The sequence below is a fragment of the Actinomycetospora sp. CA-101289 genome (assembly GCF_050955895.1).
Lineage (GTDB): Bacteria > Actinomycetota > Actinomycetes > Mycobacteriales > Pseudonocardiaceae > Actinomycetospora.
The window spans coordinates 4,028,210-4,046,244 of the sequence record NZ_CP192093.1 but is presented as its reverse complement, the minus strand read 5'-3'; the positions used below and the strand labels follow the sequence as shown (position 1 = coordinate 4,046,244).

The following is an 18,035-nucleotide window of genomic DNA, read 5'->3' as shown; positions in this document are numbered from 1 at the left end:
CGGCGTCGCTCAGTCCGGCGTCGCCGTGAAGCCGTGCACGACGTCGGCGATCGCGCTGCGCAGCGCCGCCCCGTCCCGGTCCGGTCCCGCGCCGGCGAGCTGGTCGAACGCCAGCCCGTCGAGGCAGGCGACGAGGTCGTCGGCGCGACGCTCGGGGTCGGCGATCCCGAGCCCGTGCAGCGCGCCCGCCACCCGCTCGCGGATCCGCCGGCCCGCGTCACGCAGTGCCGTCCCGAGCTCCGGGCGCCGGGTCGACTCCAGCGCGAGCTCCCACCGCGCGAGCAGCCGCGCGCGGTCGGCGGTGAGCCAGCGCCCGACCACCGCGACCGACGCGTCGACCAGGGCCTCGACGCTGCCCGGCCCGCTCCCGCCCCGGGGCACCTCGGTGAGGGTCTGCGCCGCGAGCCGGTCGACGCACGCCTGCAGGAGCGCCGCGCGGGTGCGGAAGTAGTACGAGCTCGTGCCCTCGGCGAGCCCGGCTGCGGCGTCGACGGCGCGGTGGGTCAGCCCGCGCATGCCCGCGTCCGCGAGCACCGCGATCGCCGCGTCGGCCAGGACGTCCCGTCGCTCCACCGTCACCCCTTCCGCCGTCGCCTCTACAGCCGTAGAGTAGCTGCTACTACAGATGTAGAGGAGCTGAGGGTCATGCGGGCTGTGGTGGTGGGCGCGGGTCTGGGCGGTCTGGCGACCGCGATCGCGTTGGCGCGGCAGGGATGGGGGGTCACCGTGCTCGAACGCCGGCCCGAGCCGGCCGAGGCCGGCGCGGGCATCGCGATGTGGCCGAACGCCCTGCGGGCACTCGACGCGCTGGGGCTGGGGGAGCAGGTCCGGGCCGCGGGCACCGTCGAGATCGGCGGGGGCATCCGCACCGCGACGGGACGGTGGCTCTCCCGGCTCGACGCCGCCGACCTGCGGCGACGCCAGGGCGACGGCGTCGTCCTGCTGCCCCGTCCGGAGCTGCACGAGCTGCTGCGCGCCGCGGCGCCGGCGGTCACCACCGGGGCGGGCGTGGTCCGGGTCGAGCGGGGCGACGAGGCCACCCCCGCGGTGGTCCACGACGACGCCGGGCGCACCTACGAGGCCGACCTCGTCGTCGCGGCCGACGGGGTGCGCAGCACCGTGCGGTCCGCGTCCTGGCCGTCGGTGACGCCGCGGGCCACCGGTACCACCGCGTTCCGGCTCACCGCCGCCCACGACCTCGCCGAGGGCGGCGAGAGCTGGGGCGGCGGGGACCTCGTCGGCCTCGCCCCGCTGCCCGGCGGCCGCACGTACCTGTGGGCGGTGGTGCCGACGATGGAGGCGCCGACGGACGACGCCCTCGCCTGGCTGCGGCGCCGGCTCGCGGGGTGGCACGCACCGATCCCGCAGGTGCTCGCCGCCGTCGACACGCCCGTGCTCGTGCACCGGCTCGAGGAGCTCCGGGCGCCGCGGACGTGGCACCGCGGCCGGATCGCGCTGCTCGGCGACGCGGCGCACGCGATGACCCCGAACCTCGGCCAGGGCGCGGCCCAGGCCTTCCTCGACGCGGTCGTCCTCGCCGAGGAGGCGACCTCCGACCCGTCCTCGCTCGCGGCCTACGAGGCCCGCCGGCGGCCCGTCGCCGAGGCCGTCGCGCGCCGCTCGCGCCGCGCCGGCGAGGTCGCCGGATGGCGCTCGCCCGTCGCCGTGGCGGTGCGCAACGCCCTCGTCGCGGCCGTGCCGGCGAGCGCCGCGGCCGCGGGCCTCGACGGCCTGCTCGGCCTTCCCGTCAGCCGGAAGGAGCTCGTCCGATGAGCACCCACGTCGTCGTCGGCGCGTCCGGCGGCATCGGCCGGGCGGTCTGCGGGGAGCTGGTCCGCCGGGGCCTGCCCGTCCGGGCGGTGACGCGCTCGGGCACCCCGGTGGACGGGGCCGAGGCGCTCGCCGCCGACGCCACCGACGCCGTCGCCATGCGGGCGGCCTGCCGCGACGCGGTCGCCGTGTACCACTGCGTGAACCCGCCTTTCGCCTCCTGGCGGGCCGCCTTCCCGGCGGCGACGCGGGCGCTGCTCGCCGCCGCGGGGGCCGCGGGTGCCCGGCTCGTCTTCGCCGACGACACCTGGATGTACGGGCGGGTCGACGCCCCGATGCGCGAGGACACGCCCGTCGCGCCGGTCTCGGAGAAGGGCGTCCTGCGGGCGTGGCTGGCCGAGATGGTGCTGGCCGCGCACGCCCGCGGCGAGGTCGAGACGGTGATCGGGCGGGCGCCGGAGCTCTGGGGGCCCGGGGTCGAGTCGCTGCTCGCCGGCGGGATCTTCGCGGCGGCCGCGGCGGGACGCACCGCCCGCTGGCCCGGCGACCTCGACCTCCCGGTGACCGCCGGCTACACCCCCGACGTCGGCGCCGCGCTCGTCGAGCTGGCGCTCGCGCCCGCATCGGTCACGGGGCGGGTGTGGCACACGCCGGTGCCGTCGCCGATCACCGGCCGGGACTTCGTCGAGCGGGTGTTCCGGGCCGCCGGGCACGCGGCGCGGGTCGGGCGGATCACGCCGGCGATGGTGGCGGCGCTTCGGCTCGTCTCGCCCGTCGCGCGGGAGGGCGCGGAGCTGCTCTACCAGTTCGAGCAGCCGTTCCTCGTCGACGACTCCGCGTTCCGCTCGGTGTTCGCCACCCGGGCCACCGACTGGGACGACGGCATCGCCGCGACGCTTCGCTGGTACCGCGCCGATCCCGACCGCACGCGCCGCCGGCTGGTGCCGGCATGAGCGCCACGGTCACCGCGATCTGGGACTGGGCGTGGGCCCGGCACCAGAACGAGCTCAGCTGGTACGTCCGGCCGCTGTTCCTGCTGCCGCTGGCCTGGGCGTCGTACCGCCGCAGCGTCACCGGCATCGTGGTCACGCTCGTCGCCCTGGCCACGAGCATGGCGTGGTTCCCGGTGCCGGCCGCCGTCGACCCGCAGGTGGCGAGCTTCCTGGCCTTCGAGCAGGAGTACCTCACGGGGTCGTGGCCGGCGGGCAAGATCCTGGTCACGCTGCTCGTCCCGGTGATGCTGGCGGCGTTCTGCGCGGCCTTCTGGTGGCGCTCGGTCGCCGCCGGCGCGGTCGTCCTCGCCCTCATCGCGGTGGTGAAGGTGACCTGGGGCGTCGTCGACGGCGGGGGCACCGGTGCGGCGGCGTGGTGGTCGCGGCGCCGGCACCGGACGGCGGCGGGCAGGATGGCGGGGTGAGCACTCCGCTGGTCCTCGGCATCGAGACGTCGTGCGACGAGACGGGCGTGGGCCTGGTCTCGGGCGGGGTCCTGCTGGGCGACGCGCTGGCCTCGAGCATGGACGAGCACGCGCGCTTCGGCGGCGTGGTGCCCGAGGTCGCGGCGCGGGCGCACCTCGAGGCGATGGCCCCGATGGTGCGCACCGCCCTGCGGCGCGCCGAGGTCGACCTCGCCGACGTCACCGCCGTCGCGGTCACCGCCGGACCGGGGCTGAGCCCGGCGCTGCAGGTGGGCCTCGCCGCGGGCAAGGCCTACGCGCTCGCCGCGGGGGTGCCGCTCTACGCCGTGCACCACCTCGCCGGGCACGCGGCGGTCGACGTCCTCGACCACGGGCCGCTGCCCGAGCGCTGCGTCGCGCTGATCGTCTCGGGCGGGCACACCTCGCTGCTGAGCGTCGGCGACCTCGCGCGCGACGAGATCGTGCACCTCGGCGACACCGTCGACGACGCGGCGGGGGAGGCGTTCGACAAGGTCGCGCGGCTGCTCGGCCTGCCCTACCCGGGCGGGCCGGCGATCGACCGGGCGGCGCGCGAGGGCGACCCGCACGCCATCGCGTTCCCGCGCCCGCTGACCGGCCCGTCCGACCCGCCGTGGACGTTCTCGTTCTCGGGGCTCAAGACGGCGGTGGCGCGCTGGGTGGAGGCCCACGACGGAACGCTCCCCGTGCCCGACGTCGCCGCGTCGTTCCAGGAGGCCGTGGCCGAGACGCTCGCGCGCAAGGCCGTCGCCGCCTGCGCCGACCAGGGCGCGGACACGTTGCTCATGGTCGGCGGGGTGGCGGCCAACTCGCGGGTGCGCGGGCTGGTCGAGGAGCGCTGCACGGCGGCGGGGATCACCCTGCGCGTGCCGCCGATCCGGCTGTGCACCGACAACGGCGCGATGATCGCGGCGCTCGGCGACCTGCTCGTGCGCGCCGGCGTCGAGCCCGACCCCCTCGAGGTGGCCGCCGACCCGCGCGCGCGGCTCACCGGCGCGCTGCTGCACGGGACGCGGGCGTTGCCCGTGGGGTGACCGGCGCCCCTGTCGGACCCCTCACGTCGAACTCGGCGTGATCTTCCGGTACCCGTGGAGGGGATGCCCGGACTCCGCACCGTCCTCGACGCCGAGCGCTTCCCGATGCGCCGGTGGCAGGTGCTCGCCGTGGCCGACGACTACGGCGTGGACGCCCGGACCCGCACGGAGCTCGAGCAGATCCCCGACCGGCCCTACGTGGACGCCGGCGACGTGATGATCGCCCTGGCCATGACCCCGGCCCACCTGGCCGCGCGTACGCCCCTGTGAGGTGAGCTCCGCCCTCATGAGGGCGGTGCTCACATCAGGCGGAGGTGCAGCGTCGTCCAGGCCCCGACGTGCACGCGGTCGCCGTCGGCCAGGCGCACGGGGGTGTCGGTCGGGATCGGCTCCGGCGCGTAGTTCACCGCCGTGCCGTTGGTCGAGCCCGGGTCGAGCACCGACCAGCCCGGCGCGTCGCGCAGCAGCACCGCGTGCAGGCGCGAGACGCCGGGATCGGCGGGCGGGCCGGAGAGGTCGATGCCGGGCCGCGTACCCGCGGGGTCCACCGTGCGCCCGATCCGCACCTCGTCGCCCACCAGCGCGACCGTCGTGTGCGGGTACCAGCGCGGCGGGCCCGCCGCCGGCAGGTCCGGGCCGCCCCGGGCCGCGACGACCGCGAACCACCGCGGGTCGGCGGCCACGTCGACCACCACGCCCCCCGCGCAGCCGCACCCGCTCGACCGCGTCGTCGAGGTCGACCCCCGTGGCGGCAGACCGGCATCAAGGGCTCCGGGGCACCCGCACCGTCCGGCACGGCCGCGGCCAGCTCGGCCTGCCCGCTCCAGTGCGCCACGCGCGCGTCGCCCCCGGCCGCGAGCGCCGGGTCGGCGGTCCACGCCACGGGCACGCCGGCCTCGGCGACCGGGACGTCATCGCCCGCGACGACCACCGAGACCCGCGCGGCCAGCAGCTCCTCGCCGACCGAACGCGCCGGCACCCGGACCCGCAGGTGGTACTCGCGCGTCTCGTCGCCCCAGGGGCCGGTGGGGTGGTAGCCGACGAGGTCGCGGGCGGGGTCGGGCACCCGGCGGTCGGTGAGGTCGAGCAGCGACGGCGACACCTGGGTCAGCCCGCGCACCTCAGCGCCCCGCGGGGTCCACACGCGCAGCGCGAGGTCGGGCAGGCCCCGCGACGCCGCGGCGGACATGATCGCCGCGAAGTCGGCCGCGAGCGCGCGGGGGTCGGCCACGATGTCGGCGGTGCCCAGCAGGCCGGTGGCCACCGCGCGGATCTCCTCGACCTCGAAGTGCGTGCCGACGCCGCGGACGTCGCAGGTCAGCACGCCGTGCGCGACGTCGATCGCGGCCGCCAGGTCGGCGGGCTCCTCGTGCTCGTCGCGCCCGTCGGTGAGCAGCACCGCGTGCCGGACGCGGTCGGTGCAGGGCGCGAGCAGCCGGCGCGCGAGCGTGAGCCAGGTGCCGATCGCGGTCCCGCCCGAGGGCTCCAGGGTGCCGACGGCCGCCGCGGCCGCGCGCCGGGTGCCCGGGTCGAGCGCGACGAGCCGCTCGTCGGCCGGGAACACCATCCGCGCGTCGTGCCGCCCGGCCACCACCGCGACGAGGCTGCCGTCGGGCAGGGCGTCGAGCGCCGCACGGGCCGCCGCGTGGGCGGCGTGCAGCTTGGCCGGCGGCTCGCCCATCGACCCCGAGGCGTCGACGACGACGACGTGCGCGGAGCCGCGCCGGCCCCTCCGCCCGGTGTCCCGCACGGTCACCGCGACGATGGCGTCGACGTCGCGGCCGTGCTCGGGCAGCCAGGGATGGTGGAAGACCTCGAGGGCGCAGTCGACCCCGCTCACCCACCACCCCCGCCCGGGGCCGGGGTGACGGCGAGCAGGATCGCGGTGGCGTTGTCGTGCCCGCCCTCGTCGAGCGCGGCGTCGACCAGGGCCTTCGCCCCGGCGTGCACGGCGTCGGCGTCGGCCGGGGTCGCGTCGGCGTCCAGCGCGGCCGCGAGCACCGCGGGGTCGGGCAGGTGGTTCCACACCCCGTCGCTGCAGAGCAGCAGCGTCCCGGAGCCGTCGAGCTCCCAGCTGCGGTGGCGCGCCAGCACGTCGGGCGCGTCGGCGGCGAGCCAGCGCGTGATGACGTGGGCGCGGGGGTCGGACAGCGCGTCGTCCTCGCCGACGATGCCCGCGGCCACCATCTCGGCGGCCCACGAGTCGTCCTCGGTGAGCGCCGCCGAGTCCTCCGGCGTCGCCGGGCTGAGCCAGTAGGCGCGGCTGTCGCCGACCCACGTGACCACGGCGCGCTCGCCGTCGAGGACGGCGGCGACGTAGGTGCAGGCCGGCGCGGCCCCGGCGCCCGGCGCGAGCGCGGAGACGGCCCGGCGCGCGGCCTCGGCCATGGTGGCCGCGGCGTCGTCGAGGTCCTGCCCGGCGGCGAGCGCCTCCTGGCCGGCGGCCACGGCGACGTCGCAGCCCGTGCGCGACGCGGTGGCCCCGCCCGGGACCGACGCGACGCCGTCGCAGACCACGGCGACGACGGCTGCGGCGCCCGCGGCGGTGGTGACGCGCTCCAGGGCGAAGGCGTCCTCGTTGCGCCGGCGCTTGTGGCCGCGGTCGGTGACGCCGGCCCCGAGCACGACGGGACCCTCGACAGCGCCGGGCGCCGCGAGGACCTCCTCGGCGTGGTCGACCCCGGCGGCGCGGTGCCCGCAGGACGTGCAGCGGGCGTCCTCCCCGGTGGTGGGCTCCCCGCAGGCGCTGCAGGCCCCCGGAGTCACAGACGGGGACGGCGACGCGGACACGGGCTCGATCGGCACGGGGGACTCCCTACACCCTCGGGCCCGGCTGGGCACGATCGACGCGTCGGTGGCCGGGATCCGTTCCGTCCGACGGGCGGGCTCCGGCGCCGACCTCGTCGCCGGGAACGTCCAGCGCGCGCTGGTAGGCGCGCACCGCCACGGTGGCCGCCGCGAGGTCGCAGGGCACCGCCGCGAGCCGGTCGCGTGCCTCCCGGCGTCGGGCCGCGACCACGGGGTCGGCGGCGCGGCCGGTGGCCGTGGCCTTCGCGCCGAGCGCGGTCAGCCGCCCGGCGAGCTCGTCGCGGCGCTCGAGCAGGCCCGCGCGCTCGGCGCGGGCGCGGCGCGCGGTGTGCGCCGCCGCGGCGACCTCGGCCTCGACGATGTCCAGCTCGGCCTCGATGCCGTCGGGCAGCGCCCGCAGGGCGTCGGCGCGCGCCGGGGGAGCGCCGTGGTGCTCGCCGGCGATCTCGCGGGTGACGCGCGCCGCGACCTCGTGCGCGGCGGCCTCCTCGGCCTCGAGCGCGTCGAGGGCCTCGGCGAGGCGCCGGCGGCGCGCGGGACGGTCGTCGCGGGCGTGCACCGCGCCGTCGGCGTCGTCGCGCAGCGCGCGGACCCGCTCGGCGAGCGCGGTGAGCACCGCCGGGTCGACGGGGCGCCGGGGGTCGTGGACCAGGGGGTCGGCGAGAACCGCGCGGCGCGCGGCGGTCACGTCCTCGCGCACGTCCTCGACGGCCGCGCGGCGCAGGGCCGGCCCGGCGTCGCCCGCAGGGACGGTGAGCGCGGCGAGGGCGTCGCGGACCTCGTCGAGCGCGGCGTCGAGCGGGTCGAGCGCGGCGGCCACCGCGTCCCACACCGCGGCCGCCCGCGCCGCGTCGGTCCACACGGCGGCGTACGCGGCGCGCACGCGGGCGAGCAGCGTCGCGGGCGTGAGGCGGCGCGCCACGACCGGACCGTCGGGATGCCCGCGGCGCGGCGCCGGCACCGCCTCCTCGACCAGCACGGACGGGCCGCGCAGCAGCGCGAGCACCGCGGCGGTCTCGGCGGTGCTCGGACGGGCGTGGGTGCCGCGGGCGGCCCGCGCGCGGGCGACGACGTCGCGGTGGCGGGCGAGGTCGGCGTGCATGGCCGCGACGGTGGCGACCACCTCGTCGCGGCGGCGTGCGGACGCCCCGGTCAGCGGCGAGGTCCGCAGGATCCGCAGGCCCGCGTGCTCCTCGAGCGCGAGCAGGGAGGCCGCGGCGTCGCGGCCGGCGGCCTCGACCGCGCGGAGCAGGACGTCGGGCCCGGGGACGGGCGGAGGGCGACTCATCGCCGCGTCCCGGACGCGGCGCGCGGGGGTGCGAGCACGGGCGCCCCCCTCCACCGGTGGTCCCGGCCGGGCCGGGTCGGTGCCCCCGAATCTAGTCGCTCGACACGTCGTGTGGGGTCAGCGCCAGCCGTAGCCGCTGCGCAGCGCGTCGGCGACGTGCCCGAACCGGTCGGCGGGCATGACCGCGCCCTCGCGGCGGATGCCGTGCTCGGGGATCTCCAGCACGCGGTCGAGGCGGACGAACGACTCGCGGCCCTCCCGGTCCCAGTCGCCCGACCCGACCGACAGCCAGTGCGCGTCGTCGCGCCGGTGCCCCTGGCTGGAGAGCATGAGCCCGAGCAGGTCGCCCTCGCCGCGCGCCACGACGAGCACCGGGCGGTCCTTGCCCTGCCGGGGGTCCTCCTCGTAGGGCACCCAGGTCCACACGACCTCGCCGGGGTCGGCGGCGCCGTCGAGGTGCGGCTGGTAGCTGATGCTGCGCGCCCGGTCGCGCGCCGGCGCGGTGCGGACCCCGCCCGGCGGCGCCGCCGCGCCGTCGCCCCCGCGGCGTCCCGACCGGCCGTCGGCCTGCTTGTCGAGCAGGTCGAGCCCGGCCTGCAGCGCTCGTCCCACGAGGTCCCGGAATCCCGCCACGGGTGCAGCATGCCCCGACCACGGTGCCGGGCTCCGGCAGGGTCCGGCGTCAGCCGCCGAGGGCCTCGAGCAGCGGGGTGGCGCGGGGCTCGGTGCTCGCGTCGTCGGCGTCCGTCGTGGTGGTGGGGCTCGACGTGCCGGTCTCGTGCGGGGTGGTCGACGACGACCCGCCGGTGGACGGCGTGCTGGTGCCGGTGGGCTCGTCGGTCTGCGGGACGGTCGGCAGCGGCAGGTGCACCGAGGGCAGCGGCAGGTCGGACAGGCCCGGCAGGAGGGGCTGGGCGTCGCTGGTGGGCGTGGTGGATCCGGTGGGCGGCGTCGACGTGGGCGCCGTGGACGACGGCGGGGTGGACGCCGGCGGGGTCGACGACGGGGCGCGCGACGACGTCTCCGACCCGCCGTCCGTGCTCGGCGCGGTGGCGGCGGCGCGGCGGCCGGAGCCCCCGCCCTCGCTGCGCGGGGAGCGGGACGTGACCGCCCGGGCCTCGCGGCGGGAGTCCTCCCGGTCGGCGGTGCCGCCCGAGGAGCCGGTGCCGGGACCGACCATCGCGCCGGCACCCGGGTCGATCGCGACCTCGGCGGACGGCGGCGCGACCGTGGCCGACGGCGGGGCGGTGGCCGACACGCTGTCGACCGTCCACGCCGAGGCGACCACGACACCGCCGGCGAGCAGGACCGCCGCGGCGATCGAGGCGACCACGGCCAGCCCGCCGGCCTCGGCGACGACCGGGCGCCGGCGCCGCGGGGTCTCGTCGGGCACCTCCGCGGCCGCGGGAGCGTCGGGGGCGTCGGGCGAGGGGAGGCCGACCGGGGCGGCGGTGACGGTGCCGGCCGCGGCGGGGGCCGCCCCGGCGATGCCCACCCCGGTGAGCGTGTCGGTGGTCGCGTCGGGCACGGCGCACGCCAGGCCCGTGCCCGCCACCGGGGCGACGGCCGCGAGGGGCGTCACGGTCTCGGCGGCGAGCGCGGCGCGGCGCAGGCCCACGCACACGCGGTCGGCGGCGGGGCGGTCGGCCGGGTCGTCCGCGGTCATGGCCTCGAGCAGGGCGACGACCTCGGCGTCGAGCCCCTCGGGGATGCCGGGCCGCTGCTCGAGGCGCGCGCGGGCCGCGGCCAGCGGCGAGCCGTCGTAGGCGGGGCGCGCGGTGAGCGCCTCGATCATCACCAGGCCGAGCGCGTAGACGTCGGCGGGCGGGCCGACGACGCCGCCCCGGACCTGCTCGGGCGCGAGGTAGGGCGCGGAGCCGACGACGATGCCGGTGTCGGTGATGCGCGGCGCGTCGGCCACCAGGGCCACGCCGAAGTCCGAGAGGTGGGCACGCCCGTCGGCGTCGAAGAGGACGTTGCGCGGGGTGACGTCGCGGTGCAGCACGCCGGCGCGGTGGACGTGGGCGAGCCCGTCGGCCACCGAGGCCACGGCCAGCAGCGTCTCGCCGACCGCCAGCGGCCCGTCGGCGAGCTGGTCGACCAGGTTGCCGCCCTCGAGCAGCGACATGACGACGAACGCGCGGCCCGCGTCCCAGCCCACGTCGAACACCGGCACGAGGCTCGGGTGGTCGAGCGAGGCCATCAGCGCGACCTCGCGCTCGATGCGCGGGTCGTCGGCAACGGGGAAGATCTTCACCGCGGCGTCGCGGTCGAGCAGCAGGTCGTGCGCGCGGTAGACCTCGGAGCACGTGCCCCGGCCGATCAGCTCACCGAGCGCGAAGCGCTGACCCAGCCGCTCGGGCAGAGGCCCGGGCGCGGACGAGCGGCTCCCCCCCATGAGCTGCCTCCCTCCGCACCGGCAACGTCATCTTCTCACTCCTGGTACCCGGATCGGGGCACAACGACATACCGGATCCACGAATTCGGGTGAAGGACGGCACTCGCTCGCCCGCCCGACGCCGGGCCGCCACCCCGTCCGGGTGACATCCGTCCTCCGCCCTCTCGTGGGCGCGCCACAGCGTTGACAGAAGTTGCAGTGGCGAGTAGAAATTTGACCCGTTCCTCCTGCTCACGGGCGGGATCGGGACGCACCGCAGAGTTACGACGCAGAGCACGACGCAAGGACGCGACGGAAGCCGTGGGCGCCGAGAGCCTCGACGACGAGGACACCCCCGCACTGACCACCGGTCGGGCGGCGGAGTTCCTCGGGGTGCGACCGGCGTTCCTCCGGAGTCTCGACGCGGGTCGCATCCTCCGCCCGGAACGTTCCTCGGGCGGACACCGGCGCTGGTCGCGCCGGCAGCTGGCCCTCGCCGCCCGGATCCGCGAGCTGTTCGACGAGGGTCTGACCCTCACCGCGGCCGCGATGGTCGTGTCCCTGCAGGACGAGGTGGCCCTGGTCACGCGCGAGCGCGACCAGGCCCACGACGAGCTCGACCACGCCCGCCGCGACCTGTCGCGGGCACGGCGCGAGCTCGCCGCGGCCCGGGGCGAGCCCATCGCTCTCCACGGGCCGTCCGCGCGCGTCCACCACGCACGCGGACCCGGGGTGCCCACGACGGCCCTCCGACCGCCCTTCCCGACCCCTCCACCTCAACGGACTCCCTCGACATGAAGCTCATCGACCACCGCCGTTCCCACCGACCCGTCCTCCGCGCCCCGATCCCGCCGTCGCTGGCGCGGGTCCCGCTCGTGGACCTCTGCACCTGTCGCCACGCCCGCGAGTCGCACGAGCACTACTACGCCGGCGACCACTGCGCGCAGTGCGAGTGCGCCCACTACCGCCGCTGGGAGCCCTCGCGGGTCTGACCCCGCCCCCCGGTGCCGACGGCCCCGCCACCCCTCCCGGGTGGCGGGGCCGTCGTGCATCGTGAGGTCCAGGACACCCGTGATCGAACGGACATCCGGCGCACCGGCCCCTACCCTGGGTGACGTGGACCCCACCGCGCGGCACCGGACTCCCCGCGCGCTCGTGGTGGGAGCGGGGGTCGCCGGGCTCGCCGCCGCGGCCTCGCTGCACCGGGCCGGCTGGGCCGTCGTGCTCTGCGAGCGGGCACCTGCGCGGCGCACCGGCGGCTACTTCGTCCGCCTCGCCCCCGAGGGTCTCGCCGCCGCCGACCGCCTGGGCGTCTCGCACACCCTGCAGACGCGCCTGCCGGCCGACGGCGTCATCACGGGGGTCGACGGGCGCGGGCGCACCGTGTCCCGGGTCGACGCCTCGCTCGCCGACGACCCGCGCGCGCTGGCCCTGGTGCGCGGCGACCTCGAGGCCGCGCTCTGGACCGCCCGGCCCGCGGAGGTCGCCGTGCGCTTCGGCACCGCGCCGCGCCGGGTCGACCTGCGCCGCCACGGCGCCGAGGTCGTGCTCGACGGCCCCGACGGCGCGGTCCGCGAGCGCTACGACCTCGTCGTGGGCGCCGACGGCGTGCGCTCGGCCGTGCGCGACATGGTGTTCGGGCCCGAGGAGATGTTCCGGCACGAGTTCGACCAGGTGGTGATCTCCGCGGTCCTGCCGCGGCTGCCGGGCGCGCTGCGCGAGGGCGACTACGTCGTGCCCGCCGAGGTCGGGCGCACCGCGCACCTCATGGCCGTCGCCGGCCACGACCCGGTCGTCTTCTTCACCTTCCGCGCCGCACTCCTCGGCCTCGGCACCGACAGCGCCCGCGCGGCGGCCCACGCCGCGTCCGACCCGGTCGGCACGCTGCGCCACGTCTACGGCGACTTCGCCGGCCTCATGCCCGAGATCCTCGACGGGGTCGCGGAGGCGGGCGCGACGCACGTCGACACCGTCGCGCAGATCCGGCTCGGGTCGTGGCGACGCGGGCGGGTCGTGCTGGTGGGCGACGCGGCGTGGTGCCCGACGCTCTACTCCGGGCAGGGCTCGGCGCTGGCGCTCGTCGGCGGCGAGACCCTCGGCACCCACCTGGCCGCGCACCCCGACGACCCCGAGGCGGGCCTCGCGGCGTGGGAGGAGGCGCACCGCCCGGCGGCCCTCGCGGCGGGCAGCGCCGCGCGCCGCTCGCGCCACTTCTTCCTGCCGGGCAACCGCCTCGTCGCCGCCGTGCGCCGCGCCGCCCTCGGCGTCGCGTCCTGGCGTCCGGCCGGCCGCGTGCTCCAGGCCCTGGCCATCCGCGCGACCGGGCCGGGCGGACCCGGCGGTGGGTCCGGGAGCGGGTCGGGCGGGTCCGGCACCCGGGCGGGTGACCCGCCCGTGGCCTCGGCGCCACCCGGACGGAGTGACGTTCACCCGACCGCCACGTCCGGGTCGCGATCACTGCCGCGTCCGGCGCTGGGTCGCCCGTAAGCTGTCGCTCGCCGGTGTCCGCCGCTGCGCCGACCGCGCGCGGTCGGCGACGCCGGCCGGCCCGAGGCGTCGCACCGCTGCGCAACGGGCACCCCGCGGCCCCGTCCCACGAGAGGACACCAGCTCCCCCCATGGCCTCCCCGCCCGTACCCCGCCCGCCGCGCAGCCTGCTGGCGCGCGTGGTGGACCCGCTCGGGATCGCCGCCGGTGTGCTCGACCGCGTCGACCCGTTCCGTCACCGCGGCCGCCGGGTGTGGCGTGGCGCGGGACGCGTGCAGATCGGCGTGCCCGCCGTGGCCCAGGAGGCGGGGGAGGAGCTGGCGCGCGCGATCGAAAAGGCGATCGCCGCGCACCCGGACGTCGCGTGGGCCGCGGTCAACGCCACGCTCGGCGCCGTGGTGGTCGGCCTGGAGGCCGCGACCGGCCTGCCCGGCCCCGAGGTCGTCGACGACCTGGTGGACCTCGTCGAGATCCTCGAGGAGCGCGAGGGCTCCGCGGTCACCGACACCCCCGACCCGGGCTCCGCGTCGGCGGGCGCGGCCCAGCAGGCGTTCATCGCGCTCTCGGCCGACCTGGCCGCGCTCGGGATCGCGGCGCTCGGGCGCATCCTGCGGCGCACCCCGCTGCCCGGCGAGTTCTCCTCGGCCGCCACGTTCGTCGACCACCAGCCGCGGCTGCGCGAGGCAGTCGAGCGCGCGCTCGGCCAGGACCGCGCCAACGTGCTGCTGGCCCTGACCAACGCCGCCGCGCAGGCCCTGGGGCAGGGCACCACCGGCCTGCTCGTCGACACCGCCTACCGCGCCCTGCAGGTCGCGGAGGCCCGCGCCCGCCTCGGCACCTGGCAGGAGGTCGAGCCGCGCCTGCTCGAGACCGCCGACCACGCCGCCGCGCCCGCCGACGACGAGCTCGCGCAGCCCCGCCCGGTGCCGCTGCCCGCCGGTCCGGTCGAGCGTCACGGCGAGATCGTCGGCCAGGCCGCCGCCGCCGGGTTCGCCGTCACCGCGGCGGCCACGGGCGGCGACCTGCGCAAGGCCTCGGGCGTCGCGCTCTCGACCCTGCCCAAGGCCGGCCGCCTCGGACGCGAGGGCTTCGCCACGACGTTCGGCCGGGTGCTCGCGCGCCGCGGCGCCGTCGTCGTCGAGCCGTCCGCGCTGCGCTGCATGGACCGCGTCGACACCGTCCTGCTCGACGCGGACGCCCTGACCACCGGCGCCCTCATGCTCGGCGACCTGCTCGCCCTGCCCGGCCCCGACGGCTCGGGTGTCGCTGCCGACCCGCTCGACGAGCTCGTCCCGCGGGTCCACGAGCTGTTCGACCCGGCCGAGCCCACCGCCCCGCACCGCGTCGTCGAGGACGCCGAACACTGGCTGCTCGCGGTGCTCGAGGACGTCCCCGGCGGCGACGACCGCCGCGCGGTCGAGGCCGCCGACGCGCTCACCGCCGACGGCGCCTCGCTCGTGCTCGGCCTGCGCCGCGACGACCGGCTGGCCGCGGTGGTCGGCGTGCTGCCCGAGCCGGCCTCGGCCGCCGAGGCGCTCGCCGCGGCCGCGCGCCGGGCCGGCGTGGCCCTGGTGTTCGGCACGGCGGAGGGCGACGGTGTCGGGATCGCCGACCACGCGGTGCCCGGCGGCGACGCCCTGCGCGACTCGGTCCGCGCCCTGCAGGCCGGCGGCGCGGGCGTCCTCGTCGTCTCCCGCGACCGGCGCGCGCTGGCCGCCGCCGACGTCGGCGTCGGCGTCTCCCGCCCCGACGGCGTCGTGCCGTGGGGCGCGCACGTGCTGGTCGGCGACGACCTGGGCACCGCCGCGCTGCTCATCGAGGGCGTCAAGGTGGCCCGCGCCGTGTCGGGCCGCTCGGTGAACCTGGCCCGCGCGGGCTCCGCGCTGGGCGCGATCATGGCCACCGCGGGCACCACCCCGCGCGCCCCGGGCCTGGCCGGGCTCGCCGTCAACGGCGCCGCCGCGGTCTCGCTGGGCAACGGCGCGTGGTCGGCCTCGGAGCTGGGGCGCCGCGTCGTCGTCCCGGGTGTGAGCCGCACGCCGTGGCACGTCATGCCGACCTCCACCGTGCTCGCGCGCCTCGACGTCACCGAGCAGGGCCTGACCTCGGCCGAGGCCCAGCGCCGCCACCGCGACGACCCCGCGGCGGCCGAGACGCAGACGAGCCTCGGCCGCGCGTTCCTCGACGAGCTCAACAACCCGCTGACCCCGGTGCTCGCCGGTGGCGCCGTGCTGTCCGCGGCCATCGGGGCGGTCGTCGACGCGGCGATCGTCGTCGGCGTCACGGCGTTCTCGGCGCTGATCGGCGGCGTCCAGCAGGTCGTCACCGACCGCGCCGTGGCCGGCCTGCTCGAGCGCTCGTCGATCCGCGCGCGGGTCCTGCGCGACGGCTCGCCCCGCGGCGTGGGCGCCGACGAGGTCGTCGTCGGCGACGTCATCGACCTCGGCCCCGACGACGTCGTGCCCGCCGACTGCCGCGTGCTGACCTCGGACGCCCTCGAGGTGGACGAGTCGTCGCTGACCGGCGAGTCGCTGCCCGTGGTCAAGACGCCCGTCCCGGTCATCGCGCGCACGGTCGCCGACCGCCGCTCGATGCTCTACGAGGGCTCCACCGTGGCCACCGGCCGCGGGCGCGCCGTCGTCGTCGCCACCGGCTCGAGCACCGAGGTCGGCCGCTCCACCGCCGCGGCGAAGGCCAGCGCGCCCGTCGCGGGCGTCGACGAGCGCCTCGCCGGGCTCACCCGCGTGACGACGCCGCTGGCCCTGGGCTCGGCGGCCGCCGTGGTGGCCGCGGGCGCGGTGCGGGGGCTGCCGTTCCAGCAGAACCTGCACTCGGGCGTGGGCCTGGCCGTGGCCAGCGTCCCCGAGGGCCTGCCATTCGTGGTCTCGGCCGCGCAGCTCGCCTCCGCCCGGCGTCTGTCGGCCGAGGGCGCGCTCGTGCGCAACCCGCGCACCATCGAGGCCATCGGGCGCACCGACGTCCTGTGCTTCGACAAGACCGGCACGCTCACCGAGGGCAAGCTCGCGCTCTCGGCGATCTCCGACGGCGTCAAGCTCCGGCCCACCGACCGGCTGCGCAAGCGCCAGCGCCGCGTCCTCGCGGCCGCCCTGCGCGCCACGCCGCGCCCCGCGCCGGGGGAGCGCCTCGCGCACCTCACCGACCGCGCGGTCGTCTACGGGGGCCAGCAGTTCGACGTCGACCCCGCGCACAAGCGCCCCGGCTGGTGGCCGGTCGCGTCGCTCGACTTCGACCCGTCGCGCGGCTACCACGCGACGCTGGGCGAGGTGGACGAGGCGGGAGACGCAGCGAAGCGGAGCTCGACCTCGGACGGGGAAGACGGCGCCGAGGGCGAGGGCCCGTTCCGCCTCGTCTCGGTCAAGGGCGCGCCCGAGGTCGTCATCGCCCGCGCCACGAGCTGGGCGGGCACGCCGCTCGACGACGAGGCCCGGCAGGCCCTCGTCGACCACACCGAGCTGCTCGCCGGCCAGGGCATGCGCGTGCTCGCGGTGGCCGAGCGGGTGGTCCCGGCCGCGGAGCACGCGACCCGCGAGCGCGACGACGACGCCGAGCTCGACGACGCCGACGTCGCCGACCTCGACTTCACCGGCTTCGTCGGGTTCACCGACCCGGTCCGCGCCGGCGCCGAGGCCTCGGTGCGCGACCTGCGCGACGCGGGCGTCCAGGTCGTCATGATCACCGGTGACCACCCGAGCACCGCCGAGGCGGTCGCCGAGGAGCTCGACGTCCTCAACGGCGGCATCGTCGTCACCGGCGCCGAGCTCGACGCGCTCGACGACGACGCGCTCGACGAGCTCCTGCCGACCGTGCGGGTCGTCGCGCGCGGCACCCCGTCGCACAAGGTGCGGATCGTCCAGGCCTTCCAACGCCTCGGGCGCACGGTGGCCATGACCGGCGACGGCGCCAACGACGCGCCCGCCATCCGGCTCGCCGACGTCGGCATCGCGCTGGGCCGCCGCGGCACGCCGGCCGCGCGGGCCGCCGCCGACCTCGTCATCACCGACGACCGCCTGGAGACGATCCTCGCGGCGCTGGTCGAGGGCCGGGCGATGTGGGCGTCGGTGCGCGAGGCGCTGGGCGTACTGGTCGGCGGCAACATCGGCGAGATCGCGTTCACCGTGCTCGGGGCGACCACCACGGGCACCTCGCCGCTCAACGCCCGGCAGCTGCTGCTGGTCAACCTGCTCACCGACCTCGTGCCGTCGCTCGCGCTGGCCGTGCGCGCCCCGGAGCCGGGGTCGGCGGCCGCGCTGCTCGCCGAGGGCCCCGAGGCGTCGCTGGGGGAGGCCCTCAACCGCGAGATCGGGCTGCGCGCGATGGCCACCGCGGGCGGGGCGACCCTCGCGTGGATCCAGGCGCAGGCCACGCCGTACGGCAGCCCGGCGCGGGCGCGCACCGTGGCGCTCACCGCGCTCGTCGGCACCCAGCTCGGCCAGACCGTCGTCGCGGGCGGTGCCCGCAGCCCGCTGGTCGTCGGCGCGAGCGTCGTGTCCGCGGGGGCGCTGTTCGCGGTCGTCCAGACGCCCGGGATCAGCCACTTCTTCGGCTGCGTGCCGCTCGGGCCGGTGGCCTGGGCGCAGGCGGCGGGCTCGGCCACGGTGGCCACGGCCGCGTCGGTGGTCGGCCCGGAGCTCGTGCGCCGCTACGGCCCGGTCGTCGTGCCCGAGGGCTCGCCGCAGGCCGACTGGCTGGCGCGCCTCGAGGAGGTCCGCGACGCGGCCACCCGGCGGTACACCGAGCTGCAGGACCGTGCGGCCGCCATGCTCAACACGTAGGTCCGAACGGTGGTGCGCGCTCGGTCACCGGGGCGTTTGTGCT

At 78.2% G+C, this 18,035-nt stretch carries 15 protein-coding genes and 2 pseudogenes; 10 read left to right on the top strand and 7 right to left on the bottom strand.

All coding sequences use genetic code 11. The annotated features are described in order from the left end of the window. Window positions 1–9: 9 nt before the first annotated feature. On the bottom strand, window positions 10–573 hold the full coding sequence (locus tag ACQPX6_RS20200; protein ID WP_433782216.1) for a TetR/AcrR family transcriptional regulator: 564 nt from the start codon (window positions 571–573) through the stop codon (window positions 10–12). A 72-nt stretch (window positions 574–645) separates the two neighbouring features. Between ACQPX6_RS20200 and ACQPX6_RS20195 the strand changes: the two genes are divergently transcribed. The 5 genes from ACQPX6_RS20195 (at window position 646) to ACQPX6_RS20175 (ending at window position 4,509) form a co-directional block, all read left to right on the top strand. Continuing rightward, window positions 646–1,773 (top strand): FAD-dependent oxidoreductase, encoded by a 1,128-nt coding sequence (locus ACQPX6_RS20195; RefSeq protein ID WP_433782215.1) that lies wholly within the window; start codon window positions 646–648, stop codon window positions 1,771–1,773. Beyond that, entirely contained in the window at window positions 1,770–2,723 is a 954-nt protein-coding gene (locus tag ACQPX6_RS20190) for an NAD-dependent epimerase/dehydratase family protein (protein WP_433782214.1), read from the top strand. Before ACQPX6_RS20195 ends, ACQPX6_RS20190 begins: the two co-directional genes overlap by 4 nt. Then, a complete protein-coding gene (locus tag ACQPX6_RS20185) occupies window positions 2,720–3,187 on the top strand; it encodes a hypothetical protein (RefSeq protein WP_433782213.1) in 468 nt (155 codons plus the stop codon). The genes ACQPX6_RS20190 and ACQPX6_RS20185 overlap by 4 nt, the downstream gene beginning before the upstream one ends. Beyond that, window positions 3,184–4,239, top strand: coding sequence for a tRNA (adenosine(37)-N6)-threonylcarbamoyltransferase complex transferase subunit TsaD (gene tsaD, locus ACQPX6_RS20180; protein ID WP_433782212.1), 1,056 nt, complete (start codon window positions 3,184–3,186; stop codon window positions 4,237–4,239). Before ACQPX6_RS20185 ends, tsaD begins: the two co-directional genes overlap by 4 nt. A gap of 63 nt (window positions 4,240–4,302) precedes the next feature. Then, window positions 4,303–4,509, top strand: coding sequence for a hypothetical protein (locus tag ACQPX6_RS20175; RefSeq protein WP_433782211.1), 207 nt, complete (start codon window positions 4,303–4,305; stop codon window positions 4,507–4,509). Between the two features lie 29 nt (window positions 4,510–4,538). Here the strand turns inward: ACQPX6_RS20175 and ACQPX6_RS20170 are convergent, their stop codons facing one another. From ACQPX6_RS20170 to ACQPX6_RS20145, 6 genes and pseudogenes are all read right to left on the bottom strand, one after another. Continuing rightward, a complete protein-coding gene (locus ACQPX6_RS20170; RefSeq protein WP_433782210.1) occupies window positions 4,539–4,787 on the bottom strand; it encodes an FHA domain-containing protein in 249 nt (82 codons plus the stop codon). Window positions 4,788–5,488: 701 nt separating this feature from the next. Then, window positions 5,489–5,989 (bottom strand): annotated as a pseudogene (locus ACQPX6_RS20165) (VWA domain-containing protein); the annotation flags it as partial. Window positions 5,990–6,075: 86 nt separating this feature from the next. Next, complete coding sequence (locus ACQPX6_RS20160) at window positions 6,076–7,044, bottom strand: PP2C family protein-serine/threonine phosphatase (RefSeq protein ID WP_433782209.1); 969 nt, start codon at window positions 7,042–7,044, stop codon at window positions 6,076–6,078. A 10-nt stretch (window positions 7,045–7,054) separates the two neighbouring features. Continuing rightward, window positions 7,055–8,335, bottom strand: coding sequence for a hypothetical protein (locus tag ACQPX6_RS20155; RefSeq protein WP_433782208.1), 1,281 nt, complete (start codon window positions 8,333–8,335; stop codon window positions 7,055–7,057). Window positions 8,336–8,452: 117 nt separating this feature from the next. After that, window positions 8,453–8,968, bottom strand: coding sequence for a type II toxin-antitoxin system PemK/MazF family toxin (locus ACQPX6_RS20150; protein WP_433782207.1), 516 nt, complete (start codon window positions 8,966–8,968; stop codon window positions 8,453–8,455). A gap of 49 nt (window positions 8,969–9,017) precedes the next feature. Continuing rightward, window positions 9,018–10,733 (bottom strand): serine/threonine-protein kinase, encoded by a 1,716-nt coding sequence (locus ACQPX6_RS20145; RefSeq protein ID WP_433782206.1) that lies wholly within the window; start codon window positions 10,731–10,733, stop codon window positions 9,018–9,020. Between the two features lie 300 nt (window positions 10,734–11,033). Between ACQPX6_RS20145 and ACQPX6_RS20140 the strand changes: the two genes are divergently transcribed. The 5 genes and pseudogenes from ACQPX6_RS20140 to ACQPX6_RS20120 all read left to right on the top strand — a co-directional run bounded on the left by ACQPX6_RS20140 (window position 11,034) and on the right by ACQPX6_RS20120 (window position 17,992). Further along, window positions 11,034–11,510, top strand: a complete 477-nt coding sequence (locus ACQPX6_RS20140) for a MerR family transcriptional regulator (protein WP_433782205.1) — start codon at window positions 11,034–11,036, stop codon at window positions 11,508–11,510. Further along, window positions 11,507–11,704, top strand: coding sequence for a hypothetical protein (locus ACQPX6_RS20135; RefSeq protein WP_433782204.1), 198 nt, complete (start codon window positions 11,507–11,509; stop codon window positions 11,702–11,704). The genes ACQPX6_RS20140 and ACQPX6_RS20135 overlap by 4 nt, the downstream gene beginning before the upstream one ends. A 124-nt stretch (window positions 11,705–11,828) precedes the next feature. After that, a complete protein-coding gene (locus ACQPX6_RS20130; RefSeq protein WP_433782203.1) occupies window positions 11,829–13,199 on the top strand; it encodes an FAD-dependent monooxygenase in 1,371 nt (456 codons plus the stop codon). 131 nt (window positions 13,200–13,330) lie between these two features. Further along, window positions 13,331–17,293: pseudogene (locus ACQPX6_RS20125) on the top strand (HAD-IC family P-type ATPase); the annotation flags it as partial. 42 nt (window positions 17,294–17,335) lie between these two features. Next, window positions 17,336–17,992: a cation-translocating P-type ATPase C-terminal domain-containing protein gene (locus ACQPX6_RS20120; protein WP_433788308.1), complete on the top strand. Its 657-nt coding sequence runs from the start codon at window positions 17,336–17,338 to the stop codon at window positions 17,990–17,992. Window positions 17,993–18,035 lie beyond the last annotated feature (43 nt).